Annotated in this window: 13 protein-coding genes; 11 read left to right on the top strand and 2 right to left on the bottom strand. The window is 61.9% G+C overall.

Annotation, left to right across the window (positions count from 1 at the left end):
• The 10 genes from DQ393_RS11445 to DQ393_RS11400 all read left to right on the top strand — a co-directional run.
• The coding region (locus tag DQ393_RS11445) for a formyltransferase family protein (RefSeq protein ID WP_281023996.1) at positions 1-270 on the top strand (270 nt) is incomplete at its 5' end.
• Positions 271-369: 99 nt separating this feature from the next.
• On the top strand, positions 370-921 hold the full coding sequence (locus DQ393_RS11440; protein ID WP_112341893.1) for a hypothetical protein: 552 nt from the start codon (positions 370-372) through the stop codon (positions 919-921).
• 135 nt (positions 922-1056) lie between these two features.
• Positions 1057-3984: an aminotransferase gene (locus DQ393_RS11435; RefSeq protein ID WP_112341892.1), complete on the top strand. Its 2928-nt coding sequence runs from the start codon at positions 1057-1059 to the stop codon at positions 3982-3984.
• 510 nt (positions 3985-4494) lie between these two features.
• Positions 4495-4689 carry a hypothetical protein gene (locus DQ393_RS11430; RefSeq protein WP_015338438.1) on the top strand — a complete coding sequence of 65 codons (195 nt, stop codon included), beginning with the start codon at positions 4495-4497 and terminating at the stop codon, positions 4687-4689.
• Between the two features lie 212 nt (positions 4690-4901).
• Positions 4902-5900: a P1 family peptidase gene (locus DQ393_RS11425; RefSeq protein ID WP_112341901.1), complete on the top strand. Its 999-nt coding sequence runs from the start codon at positions 4902-4904 to the stop codon at positions 5898-5900.
• A 14-nt stretch (positions 5901-5914) separates the two neighbouring features.
• Complete coding sequence (locus DQ393_RS11420; protein ID WP_112341891.1) at positions 5915-6832, top strand: LysR family transcriptional regulator; 918 nt, start codon at positions 5915-5917, stop codon at positions 6830-6832.
• Positions 6833-6988: 156 nt separating this feature from the next.
• Positions 6989-8518: an ABC transporter substrate-binding protein gene (locus DQ393_RS11415; RefSeq protein ID WP_112341900.1), complete on the top strand. Its 1530-nt coding sequence runs from the start codon at positions 6989-6991 to the stop codon at positions 8516-8518.
• 87 nt (positions 8519-8605) lie between these two features.
• A complete protein-coding gene (locus DQ393_RS11410) occupies positions 8606-9559 on the top strand; it encodes an ABC transporter permease (protein ID WP_112341899.1) in 954 nt (317 codons plus the stop codon).
• On the top strand, positions 9556-10422 hold the full coding sequence (locus DQ393_RS11405) for an ABC transporter permease (RefSeq protein WP_112341890.1): 867 nt from the start codon (positions 9556-9558) through the stop codon (positions 10420-10422). The genes DQ393_RS11410 and DQ393_RS11405 overlap by 4 nt, the downstream gene beginning before the upstream one ends.
• A 23-nt stretch (positions 10423-10445) precedes the next feature.
• Positions 10446-11837 carry an amidase gene (locus tag DQ393_RS11400; protein WP_112341889.1) on the top strand — a complete coding sequence of 464 codons (1392 nt, stop codon included), beginning with the start codon at positions 10446-10448 and terminating at the stop codon, positions 11835-11837.
• Positions 11838-11972: 135 nt separating this feature from the next.
• Here DQ393_RS11400 and DQ393_RS11395 read toward each other — a convergent pair whose 3' ends face one another.
• Positions 11973-12452, bottom strand: coding sequence for an Lrp/AsnC family transcriptional regulator (locus DQ393_RS11395; RefSeq protein WP_112341888.1), 480 nt, complete (start codon positions 12450-12452; stop codon positions 11973-11975).
• A 151-nt stretch (positions 12453-12603) separates the two neighbouring features.
• On the opposite strand from DQ393_RS11395, the gene DQ393_RS11390 reads away from it, so the two are divergent.
• A complete protein-coding gene (locus tag DQ393_RS11390; protein WP_245430312.1) occupies positions 12604-13542 on the top strand; it encodes a DMT family transporter in 939 nt (312 codons plus the stop codon).
• Positions 13543-13583: 41 nt separating this feature from the next.
• On the opposite strand, the gene DQ393_RS11385 is transcribed toward DQ393_RS11390, so the two are convergent.
• Positions 13584-14438: an NlpC/P60 family protein gene (locus DQ393_RS11385; RefSeq protein ID WP_112341886.1), complete on the bottom strand. Its 855-nt coding sequence runs from the start codon at positions 14436-14438 to the stop codon at positions 13584-13586.
• Between the last annotated feature and the right edge of the window lie 15 nt (positions 14439-14453).

Here is a 14453-nt window from a genome sequence, read left to right as displayed (position 1 = left end):
GCCTATGAGCGCGGCGTGAAGCTGATCGGGGCGACGGCGCATTATGTGACGGCCGATCTCGACGAGGGTCCGATCATCGAGCAGGACACGGCTCGCATCACGCATGCGCAGTCGGCTGAGGATTATGTCTCGATCGGCCGCGACGTGGAGAGCCAGGTACTGGCCCGCGCCATCCATGCGCATATCCACTATCGCACCTTCTTGAACGGCAACCGCACCGTCGTCTTCCCGGCAAGCCCGGGCTCCTATGCCTCCGAGCGCATGGGGTGAGGCGCGAGCGCGCTTTCGGCGGGCTTCTTTCCCTTTTCGCTCCCACACGCGATTTGATATCACCCGGTATCGAATCGTCTCGGAGATCAAGGAGGGGATATGTCATTCTATCGCAATGGAACGCTGCTGCTGGCGGCGTTCCTCCTGTGGGCTCCGGCATCTCGTGGCGTGACCGAAGCGCAGGACCCCTCCAAGATCGATTTCGCCAAGCTGATCGAATGCACGACCTATGACGTGCCGAGCTACAACGAATTCGCCATGTGGCTGACCGGGCCGGAAAGCGCCAAGGCCATGAAGCTGTTCGGTATCAGCGAACTGTCGTCAGACAATCCCTTTCTGCGGGAATTCCAGCTTTCAGCACCCTTGACGGTTTTCGGACGGCAGACGAACAGAGTTGCCTTCGCCTCTACCGGGCCGCTCGCCGTGCTCGACGAAGCCGACCCGCATTCCCTGGCGAAACAGCTTGGCGTAACGGCTGCGGTCGACCGGCCAAACAAGTTCCTCGGTAAAAAGGAAATCCTGTCGCGCAAGGACCAGCAGGAAAATTCCGACACCGTACTTCACACCCGTATCTCATTGAATGTCTCGACCGATGAGGCTCATCCGGGCAAGACGCTCGCCGGTTGCAGCTATTCCATCGAGGTCGAGTAGGCGATCATGCCTCGCCGGCTGCATGCGGCGGCCTATCTTTCCGCTCATTGCGCGACCACCCTATCTGTTTTGGGTAATTTTCTTTAGGATGGAATGGTTTAGTGTCGATGCAAATGAACCTTCCGGGGGGATGCCATGGCCGACGCCGCGCTTGTGAATCGTATGCAACTGCCAAGACCGGACGTGACGCCGGAGGAAGCAGCGGAGATACTGTATGCGCATTACGGCTTGAGCGGGGCACTGACGGAGCTCGGCAGCCAGCAGGATCGCAACTACCGCATCGATGCCGGCGAGAATGCCTATGTGCTGAAGATTTGCCGGGCCGAATATGAGCTGGTCGAATTCGAGGCACAGAATGCCGCTATCCGCCACCTGCATGCCAAACCGGATTCTCCGCGCGTGCCCGAGATCGTGCCGGCGCTGAACGGCCGCGACATCCTGACCATCACCTTGCGGGAGCAGGATTACCTCGTCCGGCTGCTCGGCTTTCTCCCCGGCCAGACGCTGACACGGCGCAAGCATCTGCCGCCGGCTTCAGCCGCCGGGCTCGGCGCGCTGTCGGCCCGGCTTGCCCGCAATCTCGCCGATTTCGATCATCCCGGCCTTCACCGAAGCCTGCAGTGGGATCTGCGCCGCGCGGGACCCGTGGCGGTTCAGCTCCTGTCGGCCATCACGGACCATGAAGCGCGCGACCGCATCGCCAAGGCGATGGTGGCCGCCGTCAAACGCATCCAGCCGCTTGCAGGCGATCTACGCATACAGCCCGTGCATCATGACGTCACCGACGACAATGTCGTCAGCCATCCCGACGCACGTGGGCAGCTGGTGCCCGATGGCGTCATCGATTTCGGCGACATCATTCAGGGTTGGCTGGTGGGCGATCTTGCCGTTACCTGCGCATCGCTGCTGCATCATGCGGAAGGCAATCCCTTCCGTATCCTTCCCGCCATCAAGGCCTATCATGCCATCTATCCGCTGGAAGAGGTCGAGGCCAAGGCGCTGTGGCCGTTGATCGTCGCGCGCGCCGTCATTCTGACCGCCAGTACCGAACAGCAGCTCGCGATCGACCCGGACAATGACTATGTGCGCGGCAATCTCGATTTCGAGCGCGAGATCTTCGATGTGGCGACCGGCGCGCAACCGGATGTGATGGAGGCCGCAATCCTGCGGGCAATCGGCTTCGACATCGCTCCGATCGCCATGGAAAGCTGGTCGCCGCTGCTGCCCGATATCGATTCCTCGCAGATCGCCGCAATCGATCTTTCCGTCACCGGCCCGGATTTCGCCGACGGCAACTGGCAAAAGCCCGACATGGATTGGCGGCTGCTCGCCCAGACGGCGATGACATCAGGCGCGGCGGCAACCCGCTACGGCGAATTCCGCCTGTCCCTCGCCGCTCCGCTCAACATGGCGCCGCCGCAGAATTTCGCCCTGCATTGCGATATCTGCCTGCCGGCCGGCGCCACGGTTGCGGCTCCCTTCTCCGGCCTTCTGCAACGGCAGGGGCAGCACCTCGTGCTCGCCGGCGAAGAGATAAGCCTTCATCTGGACGGCGTCGAGAGCGCTCTCGAGGATGGAGCTGCCATCGAACAGGGCGCGACAGTCGGCACGATCGGCAGCGAGGGTTCGGCGATCGGAGGATTGCGCGTGCAGCTTTGCCGCGTGGCCAATCTTATGCCGCCGCTCTTTGCGGCCGCGGATCAGGTAGACGGCTGGTCGGCTATCTGCCCCTCGCCCGTCGCTCTTCTCAACGCCGCCTGCGAAGCGCCGAGACCAGATGCATCCACGCTGCTGTCATTGCGCAATGCGCGCTTCGCCAAGCCGCAGAAGCACTATTACGAGCTGCCGCCGCAGATCGAGCGCGGCTGGCGCGAATTCCTGTTCGACACGCAGGGACGCTGCTACCTCGACATGGTCAACAATGTGACGACACTCGGCCATGCTCATCCTCGGTTGACGGCGGCGATCGCGCAGCAGTGGTCGCGGCTCAATACCAACTCCCGTTTCCATTATGCCGCCGTCGCGGAATTTTCCGAGCGGCTGGCGACACTGGCGCCTGAGGGACTGGAGAGCATCTTCCTCGTCAATAGCGGCTCGGAAGCAAACGATCTCGCGATCCGCCTTGCCTGGGCGCACACGGGCAGGAGGAACATGCTCTGCCTGCTGGAGGCCTATCACGGCTGGACTGTCGCCAGCGACGCCGTATCCACCTCGATTGCCGATAATCCACAGGCGCTGACGACGCGACCGGACTGGGTGCATCCCGTCCTGTCGCCCAATACCTATCGCGGACCATTCCGCGGCCCCGATTCTGCTGGAGGTTACCTCGACGACGTCGAAGCGAAACTGAAAGCCATCGACGACAAGGGCGATGGCCTCGCCGGCTTCATTGCGGAACCGGTCTATGGCAATGCCGGCGGTATCGCATTGCCGCATGGCTATCTTGCTGGCGTCTACGATGCCGTCCGGCAGCGCGGTGGCCTTTGCATCGCCGATGAAGTGCAGGTTGGCTACGGGCGGCTCGGCGAGCACTTCTGGGGCTTCGAAACGCAAGGCGTCGTGCCCGATATCATCACCATCGCCAAGGGCATGGGCAACGGCCACCCACTCGGCGCCGTCATCACCCGTCGCGAGATTGCCGATTCGCTGGAAAAGGAAGGCTATTTCTTCTCCTCCGCCGGCGGCAGTCCGGTCAGTTGCGTCGTCGGCCTGACCGTTCTCGATGTCCTCAAGGACGAGAAGCTGCAGGAAAATGCCCGCGTCGTCGGCGACCGGCTGAAGGCAGGGCTGATCGCTTTGATGGATCGCTTCCCGCTGATCGGCGCCGTCCATGGCACGGGACTTTATCTCGGCGTGGAATTCGTCCGCGACCGGGAGACGCTTGCGCCGGCTACGGAAGAGACGACTGCAATCTGCGAACGCCTGCTCGACCTTGGGATCATCATGCAGCCGACCGGCGATCACCTGAATGTGTTGAAGATCAAACCGCCGCTCTGCCTCGCGCCGGAAAGCGCCGATTTCTTCGTGAAAGCCCTGGAGACGGCGCTCGAAGACGGTTTTTGATGGGCTCTCGAGCGCCGTTAACCATTGAGGTGTTTTAGCGGCGCGCGCATATTAATGCCGCGGGGGCATTGTCGAATCTCGCGCCAGTTCCTATCTGTCTGTCGGTGATCGGCGAGCCGTGCCGCACGGGTAGCAATGCGAAGGCATTTAACACAACCTTCTCCGCAACCCGCCAGGCTCGGAATTTTATTTTCCCGATCGTCGATATTTTGACATCTTTCGGAATATGTTTCTGAAGATGAAATCGCTATTATCTACTAATATACTAGATAATAGTTCACCGCACCGTGGCGCTCCGTTGTCGGAGCTCCAGCAAGTACAACGCCAACTGAGGAAGTGACATGCTGAATACCAAAGTCATCGCTTCGATCCTTCGGCGGTCCGTGCTTGGCAATGACCGCTCGGGCGCACTCTCCCGCCCGCGCTGTCGAATGTGACGTTCGTCCTCCCTACCGGAATCAAACAGTCAATTCGCCATATCTGCGCCGTAAGCGCAGTGGGAGTCTATTTATGAAGAAGCAAGTTATCGAATACGCCGGCGTTCCCGTCGGTATCGTCGTTCCCGACCAGGATCGGCTCAAGTTCATCGCTGTCAAATACCATGTCCATGATCTGGACGAGCAGCATTTCAGAAACGCGGACGAAGTGAAGCTTGCGATCCGCGATCTCCTCTCCCGCCAACAGGCCAAGCCGATCCATGTTTGATGGATCGGCTCGCTTTCAATTTTTCTCATCCCCATCACCCGCCCTCGCCCTTCGACAAGTTCAGGGTGAGGGCTAATCTTTTTCACCGCGGTTGATGAACGAATGCCGTCTCGGCTTTCGAACCAACCTTAACCGCCTATCTTGTCTTTTCCCTCTCTTTACGATCCTATCGCCATGACGACCTCGCGCGTTGAATGGCGAAGGATTTTTCATTGGCCGATCATCTCAATCTTCTGACCGATGTCGAAGGCGTCGCCGTCGGTCACGCCACCGATCTTGTGCTCGGTTCCGGTGTCACCGCCATCATCTTCGATGAGCCGGCGGTCGCATCCTCCACCGTCCTCGGCGGCGCGCCGGGCGGGCGGGACATGGCATTGCTGGATCCCGCGATGACGGTGGGCGCCGTGGATGGGCTCGTCCTTTCGGGTGGCTCGGCTTTCGGGCTCGATGCTGCCGGTGGCGTGCAGGCGGGCTTGAGGGAAATCGGCCGCGGCCTGAAGGTCGGCGATGCGCTGGTGCCTATCGTGCCGCAGGCAATCCTGTTCGATCTCATCAACGGCGGCAACAAGGATTGGGGGCTGCACTCGCCCTATCGCGATCTCGGCTATGCTGCCTTCAAGGCCGCGAGCAAGGGCTCCTTCGCGCTCGGTACCGTCGGCGCGGGAACGGGCGCCACGACGGCAACGGTCAAGGGCGGGCTCGGCTCGGCAAGCGCCGTCAGCAGCAGGGGATACACGGTCGCCGCCATCGTCGCCGTCAATGCACTCGGTTCCGCCACCATCGGCGACGGCCCACATTTCTGGGCGGCTTCCTTTGAGGAAAATGGCGAATTTGGCGGCCTTGGGATGCCGCAAGCGGTCGATTCGCGCCTGCGTTTAAAGGGCACCAACATTACCGCCACGACCATCGGTGCCGTCATCACCGACGCCCAGCTGACCAAGGCGGAGGCGCATCGCCTCTCCATCTGCGCTCACGACGGCTTTGCACGTGCGCTCTTGCCGACGCATCTGCCGCTCGACGGCGATACCGTATTTGCCGCTTCCACCGGCAGGCATGCGCGCGACGATATGCCTGGTTTCATGGAGCTCTGCCACCTCGCCACGATTGTCATGACGCGCGCCATCGCCCGCGGCGTCTATGAGGCGACGGCGCTGCCGGTCGAAGGTGGGCAAGCGGCGTGGCGGGATCGTTTCGCCAAGTCCGCCGTTTAACCGGAGATCCGCGCATGCAGATCCGCGCGCTGATCTATTTCGACGAGCTGGTGCGCACCAACTCGATGCGCCAGGCAGCCGAAAACCTGAACGTGGCGCCGACGGCCATCAGCCGCCAGATCGAGAACCTCGAATATCATTTCGGCACGCAGCTGGTCGAGCGCAGTGCCCGCGGCATCAAATTGACGGCTGCCGGCGAATTGCTGGCGGAACGCGCCGGCCGGACGCTGCGCGAGCTCGACCATGTTCACCAGTTGATCGAAGACCTGAAAGGCCTGCAGCGCGGAACCGTCAGCATCTATGCCAACGGCGCGTCCGTCGCCAACATCCTTGCTCCGGCGCTGGCCGAGTTCAGCCTGCGCTATCCGCGGCTGCGATTCGACGTGACCATCACAAGTGCTCGCGGCGCCATCGAAGCCGTCAACAATGCCGAGGCCGATATTGCGGTGACGCTGTTTGCCCCGCCGCTTTCCGGCACAAAGGTGCGCCTGCGTTCCGAACTGACCTATGAGGTGATCGCCGCTTCCTCCCATCCGCTTGCTGCCGCCAGCGAGATCACACTAGACGAAATCGCGTCACACGCGCTTGCCGTCCCCGATCGCTCCTTCGGCGCAAGGCAGGCCTTCGACGCGCTGTTCGAACGTGAGGGGCTGAGGCTCGATCCCGTTTTTGAGACAGGCTCGCTGGAAATGCAGAAGGAGCTGGTGCTGCGCGGCGCGGCGATTACCATGCTGCCGGCACTCACCGTTCAAAGAGAGATCGAGGCGGGGCAGCTCGTCGCACGGCCCGTTGCGGGTGGCAAAGGGGTGCGGACGCCGGTCGATCTCTGTGTCGCGCCCGATCGCCAGCTCTCGTTTGCGGCCGGCAAATTGCTCGATTTCATCGAACGCTTCATGCGCCAGCAACTTTCCGCCAAGGGGAGGCAGGATTGAACCCAACACTGTAGAAGATAAATCGGTGTAGCGGTTTCGGCTACACCGAGCACACATTTTCGGAATTGTGTGTGCGCCTATGAGATGACACTATCCTGAAAAAGACCGCAGGCCGGAGGGAAGCCGGACATGCGGGCAAAAAGCAAGGGAACCGACATGACCAAGTTTTCACGCCCGAGCCTGGGCGTCGTCGCGCGCCGGCTTGCCTTTGGCGCGGCACTTTCTACCGGCCTGCTGATGATGGGCCTGACACAGGCCGAGGCTGCGAAGACGACACTCAATCTCGGCATGAGCGTCGAGCCGACAGGGCTCGATCCGACGATCGCCGCGCCTGTCGCGATCGGTCAGGTCACCTGGCAGAATATCTTCGAAGGGCTGGTTGCCATCGACCAAAACGGCAAGATTGTGCCGCAGCTCGCCAAGAGCTGGGAGATTTCGCCCGATGGCCTCACCTATACGTTCAAGCTGCAGACCGGCGTGAAATTCCATGACGGCCAGGTCTTCGATTCGACCGCGGCCAAGTTCACGCTCGATCGCGCCCGCGGCGCCCAATCCGTCAATCCGCAGAAGCGCTTCTTTGCAACTATCGCCTCGATCGACACGCCGGATGCGGAAACGCTGGTGCTGCATCTGTCCTCGCCGACCGGCAGCCTGCTCTATTGGCTCGGCTGGCCGAGCTCCGTCATGGTCGGGCCGAAATCCACGGCCAACGACAAGACATCACCTGTCGGCACCGGTCCGTTCAAATTCTCCTCCTGGACGAAGGGCGACCATGTCGACCTCGTCAAGAACCCGGACTACTGGAACAAGTCTGTCGACGTGAAGCTTGAGAAGGCAACCTTCCGCTTCATCGCCGACCCGCAGGCGGAGGCCGCCGCACTCAAGGCCGGCGATGTCGATGCCTTTCCGGAATTCGCCGCGCCGGAGCTTATGAGTTCCTTCGAGGGCGATGCCAGGCTGACGACCAAGATCGGCAATACCGAGCTGAAGGTCGTGGCCGGCATGAACAACACGCGCAAGCCGTTCGACGACAAGCGCGTGCGCCAGGCACTGATGATGGCGCTCGACCGCAAGACGATCATCGAAGGCGCATGGTCCGGCTTAGGCACCGCGATCGGCAGCCACTACACGCCGAACGATCCCGGCTACAAGGACCTGACCGGCACGCTGCCCTACGATACTGCCAAAGCCAAGGCGCTGCTTGCAGAAGCCGGCTACCCAAACGGCTTTACCTTCACGATCAAGACGCCGCAAATGGCCTATGCGCCGCGCAGCGCGCAGGTGATGCAGGCCATGTTTGCCGATATCGGCGTGACGATGAATATCGAGCCGACGGAATTCCCGGCCAAATGGGTGCAGGACGTCTTCAGCGGCCGCAACTACGACATGACCATCGTCGCGCATGCCGAGCCGCTCGATATCGATATCTATTCGCGCGATCCCTATTACTTCAACTACAAGAATCCCGTCTTCAACGAGCTGATGAAGAAGCTTCAGCTCACCACCGATCCCGCCGAGCAGAACAAGCTCTATGGCGAGGCGCAGAGCATTCTTGCCGAGGATGTGCCGGCGCTCTTCCTGTTCGTCATGCCGAAGCTCGGCGTCTGGGACAAGACGCTGAAGGGTCTCTGGGAGAACGAACCGATCCCGTCCAACGTGCTGACCAACGTTTCCTGGGAAGATTGAGCTCTTTTGCCTGCAGGCGCGGATGGGCGGATTGCTTCGCCCGCCGCAAATCATTTCGATGCCGGCTTGATCGGCCACGGACATGCTATGATCTTATTGCTCACCCGCCGGATTTTCGGACTGATCCTGACGCTGATCGCGATCTCGCTGCTGGTCTTTGCCGTCATGGCGCTGCTGCCGGGCGACCCCGCCGCCATCACGCTCGGCACCTCCGCCACACCGGAAACGCTTGCGGCGCTTCGGCATGAGATGGGCCTCGACCAGCCGCTGATCATCCGCTACGGGCAGTGGCTTGCCGGTGCGCTGACGGGCGATCTCGGCAGATCCTATACATATGGCGTACCGGTTGCCGGCCTGATTGCCGAGCGGCTTGCCATCACCCTACCGCTCGCCGCCCTTGCCATCCTGCTCTCCGTCCTCGTCGCCATCCCGCTTGGCGTCGCAGCTGCCGCCAAACGCGGCGGCGTCTTCGATATCGTCGCAACGCTGTTTTCGCAGATCGGCATTGCCGTGCCAGGCTTCTGGATCGGCCTGCTGCTGGTGCTTTTGTTTGCCACTTCGCTCGGCTGGATGCCGGCCGGCGGCTTTCCCGGCTGGAGTAGCGGCGCGTGGCCAGCCCTGAAATCGCTCGTGCTGCCCGCCATCGCCTTGGCCCTGCCGCAAGCGGCGGTGCTGACAAGGGTCGCGCGCTCGGCCGTGCTCGACACGCTGCATGAGGATTTTGCCCGCACCGCGACCGCCAAAGGCCTGTCGCGCAGCCGCGTGCTCTGGGGGCATGTGGTGCCGAATGCGCTGGTGCCGGTGCTGACCATTCTCGGACTGCAATTCACCTTTCTGGTTGCCGGCGCCGTGCTGATCGAAAATGTCTTCACCCTGCCCGGCCTCGGCCGCCTCGCCTATCAGGCGCTCAGCCAGCGCGATATCATCGTGCTGCAGGATGTCGTGCTGTTCTTTGCTGGGCTCGTCATCGTCGTGAATTTCCTGGTGGATCTTTCCTATCTTGCCATCGATCCCCGACTGCGGGCGGGAGGTGCGCGATGACAACGGTCCAGGCCAGACCAGCCCCTCAGCTCTCCCGCCGCCGTTTTCGGGCACTGCGGCGGACTAATCTCATGGTTGGCGCGCCAATCATCCTCGCGCTTGTCTGCATCGCCATCGTCTCGCTGTTCTGGACGCCGGTGCCGCCGGCGAAGATGCAGATCACCCATAAGCTGCAGCCGCCCTTCGGCTTCGGCCTTCTCGGCACCGATCAGCTCGGCCACGATGTCCTGTCGATGCTGATGGCCGGCTGCTGGAATTCGCTATCCATCTCCGTATCGGCCGTCGCGATCGGCGGGACGATCGGAACGATCATCGGTGTTTCGGCGGCCGCGCAACGCGGCCTGTTCGAGGCGCTGATCATGCGCGCCTGCGACGTGATCTTTGCCCTGCCGCCGATCCTTTCGGCCATGATCCTCGGGGCATTTCTCGGGACAGGTCGCTCCACGGCCATTATCGCCATCGCGGTCTTCATGGTGCCTGTCTTTGCCCGCGTCGCGCTCGGCTCGGCCCTGCAGGCCTGGAGCCGGGACTATGTGCTGGCGGCGCGCGCCATCGGCAATACGCAGCTTGCCATCACGCTGCGCCATGTCCTCCCGAACATCATGGGCAGCATCATCGTCCAGGCGACGATCCAGCTCGGTCTTGCGATCCTGACCGAAGCCGGGCTTGCCTTCCTGGGCTTGAGCGTGCCGCCACCGGCGCCGACCTGGGGCCGCATGCTGGCCGACGCACAGACCTATTTCCACGTCGCGCCCTGGCTGGCCCTACTGCCGGGTCTTGCCATCGCGCTCACCGTTCTCGGCTTCAACCTGCTCGGCGACGGGCTGCGCGATCTCCTCGACCCCCGCGAGGCGACGCGCTGATTGAGACACGAAGAGTATAGATCATGACCGAACCGACCGATCTTTCCATCCAAGACCTCCGGCGCAAATTTGCCGACAAGAGCCTGTCCCCCAGCGAATACTGGCTGGCGCTTGAAGAACATATCGAGGCGTGGGAGCCGACAATCGCTGCTCTCTATGCCTATGATCCTGACGATGCACGCAGGCAGGCGGCCGCCTCCACGGAGCGCTGGGCAAAGGGCGCGCCGATTGGGACGCTGGACGGCATTCCGGTGACGCTGAAAGAACTGATCGCCACCAAGGGCCAGCCCGTGCCGCTCGGCACGGCTGCCGTCAAGCTTGTTCCTGCCGCCGAGGACGCGCCGATCGCCGCCCGGCTGCGCGAGGACGGCGCGGTGATCTTCGCAAAGACCACCTGCCCCGATTACGGCATGCTTTCCTCCGGCCTCTCCAGCTTTCACAAGCTCAGCCGCAATCCGTGGAATCCCAGCCAAAATCCGGGCGGCTCCAGCGCCGGCGCGGCCGCTGCCGCAGCAGCCGGCTACGGGCCGCTGCATATCGGCACCGACATCGGTGGCTCGGTGCGGCTTCCCGCGGGTTGGACAGGCATTTTCGGCTTCAAGCCGAGCCATGGCCGCATTCCCGTCGATCCCTATTATGTCGGGCGATGCGCCGGGCCTATGACCCGCACGGTCGAGGATGCCGCCTTCTCGATGGCGACGCTGTCGCGTCCGGATTGGCGCGACGGCACCAGCCTGCCGCCGAACGAGATCGATTGGATGGATCTCGGCGTCGACGTCAGCGGAATGAAGATCGGCCTGATGCTGGATGCTGGATGCGGCCTGGCCGTAGAGGACGAGGTACGCGACGCGGTCCTTGCCGCCGCCAGACGCTTCGAGGAAGCGGGCGCGATCATCATCGACGTTGCACCGGTGCTGACCCGTCAGATGCTCGATGGACTCGATGTTTTCTGGCGGGCGCGTTTCTGGGGCGACATCATGGGGTTGAGCGAGGAACGCCGCAACTCGATCCTGCCCTATATCCATAGCTGGGCAAAGGGCGGCGCCGATGTCAGCGGCGTCGATGCCGTTCGCGGCTTCAACCAGACGATCGAGATGCGCAAGAGCTGCGGCAGGCTCTTCACCGAAGTCGACGCCGTGCTTTCGCCGACCAATCCGATCGTCTCCTATCCAGCCGAATGGGCCTCGCCCACAAACGATCCCGCGCTGCCCTTCGAACACATCGCCTTCACGGTTCCATGGAACATGTCGGAGCAGCCGGCCTCGTCGATCAATTGCGGCTTCTCCCGCTCCGGCATGCCCATCGGCCTGCAGATCGTCGGCCCGCGTTTCGCCGACATGCTGGTGCTTCGCCTCTCCAAAGCCTTCGAGGATTGGAGCGGCGGCGTAACCAACTGGCCGAAGCGACCGGGATGAGGAGTGCCATGCGGACAGCCGGGTAGAGCCGGATGATTTTAGGTCGAGTCGACCTCAAATCTGAAGCCGCCATAGAATCAAAGAATTAGAGCGTGATGTCGTCCGAAAACCGCCTACACTTTTCGGTGTCACGCTTTAATCCCTCCTCAATGGCAAGGAAAGGCCGATCTTCACCCGATCCATGGCAACGAGCGATTTGAATTTCGTGACATTCGGATTGTCGTAGAACAGACGCCGCGTCAGCGCCTCATAGTCGGACATGCTGGCCACGACGACGACAAGCACGAAATCCGCTTCACCGGTGACCTGATAGCATTGTTGAACTTCCGGCGCCTCCAGGAAGCTGCGCTTTATCGCATTGATGAGGTCGTAACGCTCGTTTGCGATATGGACCTCGACGATGATGGTGATCGGCAAGCCCATCGCTGCCGGATCGATGACGGCGATATTCGCCTGAATAACGCCGCTCTCCTGCAAGCGCTTGATGCGCCGCTGCACGGCGGGCGCGGAGAGATTGACCAATTCACCGATCTTGCGTTGCGGAACGGTGCTGTCCTTCTGAAGAAGATCGAGAATTGCCAGATCGAATTCATCGAGATCGGCGGATTTGCGCATTTCAAAACATCCTTACCGCAAAGAGGAAACAAAATTGCATGGAAACCGTCAAAATGGAGCCAAATACTCTTTCAGCATGTACTAGCTTTGCGCCACACATCACTTGACTTGCAAAGGCACGAGAATGTCACAACCGGACACTGAATACGATATGCGCGCAGCAGACCTTGGCGAGCGGACGAATGCAAACCGCCCGGCTGCCGGCAAGGCAGGGTCCGACGGCTCGAAAGAGTTTCTTTTCGGGGTCGTGGCGATGCTCCTTGCGGCATTGGCCATGAGCATCTCCCCAAGCCTCGTGCGTCTCGCCGATGTCGGGCCTTTCGCCAGCGCGTTCTGGCGCGTCTTCCTGGCTCTGCCTATCCTGTGGATCTGGATGCGATATGCGGAGGCTTCGGAGGTTACGGCCCCTCGTGCCAACTTTACGCTGCCGACCATTCTCGCCGGTATCGCCTTTACGGGTGACCTGTTCTTCTGGCACCTCGCCATCATGCGGACGACGATCGCCAATGCCACATTCTTTGCGACCATGGCACCGCTCTGGGTCGTTATCTTCGGCTGGCTTCTCCTGCGGCAGAGGGTCGATCGCACCACGCTGATCGGGCTTCTCGTCTGCCTTGCCGGTGGCACGGCGCTGGTGGCGCAAAGCCTTGCATTCAATCCGAGCCGCGCTGTCGGAGACGCGCTCGCCATCATCACCGGCGCCTTCTTCGGTCTCTATTTCCTGGCAGTCGGTGCAGCGCGACCAAGGACGAATGCGGCACGCGTCACCTTCGAACTCAGCGTCATAACCTCGGCGATCCTGTTCCTCGTCGCCTTCTTCTTCGAGCCGCGGATAGTGCCGCAGTCGATTTCGGGATGGTGCGTGCTTCTGGCGCTTGGCCTCATCAGCCATGCCGGTGGACAAGGCCTGCTTTCCGTGGCGCTCGGGCGGCTGCCGACCGTTTTCTCCTCACTCGTCATTTTCCTGGAATCGATCGCAGCCGCGCTTTTCGCCTGGTTTCTGTTCGGCGAAAACGTCACGCTGATACAGGCCCTCGGCGGCATCGTCATTGTCGCCGGGATCTGGATCGCGCGCCCGCGTACGCCATAAGAATGCAGGCGGCGCTGCGGCTATAGGGTTGCGGTGCGCCGTCAGTCGACGAAACGGCGATAGCCGGTCGGCCGCTCGTAGAGCCAGCCGATGCGTTCGACGGCGGCAGCAAAATTCTCCCGGGCGACAGTCATGGTATGGCCGTTGGCATGAACGATGGTTTCCGGATCTTCCATGATGGCCACATGCCCTTTCCAGAAAACGAAATCGCCGCGCTTCAGTTCGTCGCGAGTGATCGGCTGGCCGAGGCCGGCCGCCTGCATGTCGGTATCGCGCGGTGCCGCGCGGCCTGTCATCGACAGCGCCAGCTGCACGAGGCCCGAGCAATCGATGCCGAGACCCGAGCGGCCGCCCCAGAGATAGGGCGTTTCTATAAAGCGCAAGGCGACGTCGACAAAATCGCCGCCCCGGTTGTCGCCGATCGGCTGGACATGCTTGGCGAAGATGGCGGTGCCATCCTCCAGGACGACATAGCGATTGCCCCGCGCCTCTGCCGTGCCGGTCACATGCACGAGACTGCCCATGGAGAGGATTGCCGTATGCGGCTTGCGCAGCTCCGGCTCGGGATAGAGGAAAGTGCGCTGTGGAATGACGACATGGGTTGGCGCGGCCGCGCCTTCCTTGATCGCCGTTTCCGGAAGGTAGCCGACATAGCCATCGGAGAGCGCCTTCACCCAGCACCAGCCATCGCGGCGTTCGAAAACCGTGACCTCCTCGCCCATCAAGAGCTCGGTATCGATGCCCGAGGCGAGATCCGGCTTCGACCGCAGCGCAATGACCGGGACGGCAACGCGTGCGCTAATCCCCTCGACGAAGCGCTCGGCCTCGACTTTACCTCTCAGAGAAGCCTCGGCGAGATCGGCCCTGAAGGCATTGAGGCGGCGGTCGAGCGTCATGACGAAATTTCCTGA

The sequence above is a fragment of the Martinezella tropici genome, from assembly GCF_003287875.1.
Taxonomy (GTDB): domain Bacteria; phylum Pseudomonadota; class Alphaproteobacteria; order Rhizobiales; family Rhizobiaceae; genus Rhizobium; species Rhizobium tropici_C.
This window is presented reverse-complemented; position numbering and strand designations above follow the sequence as displayed.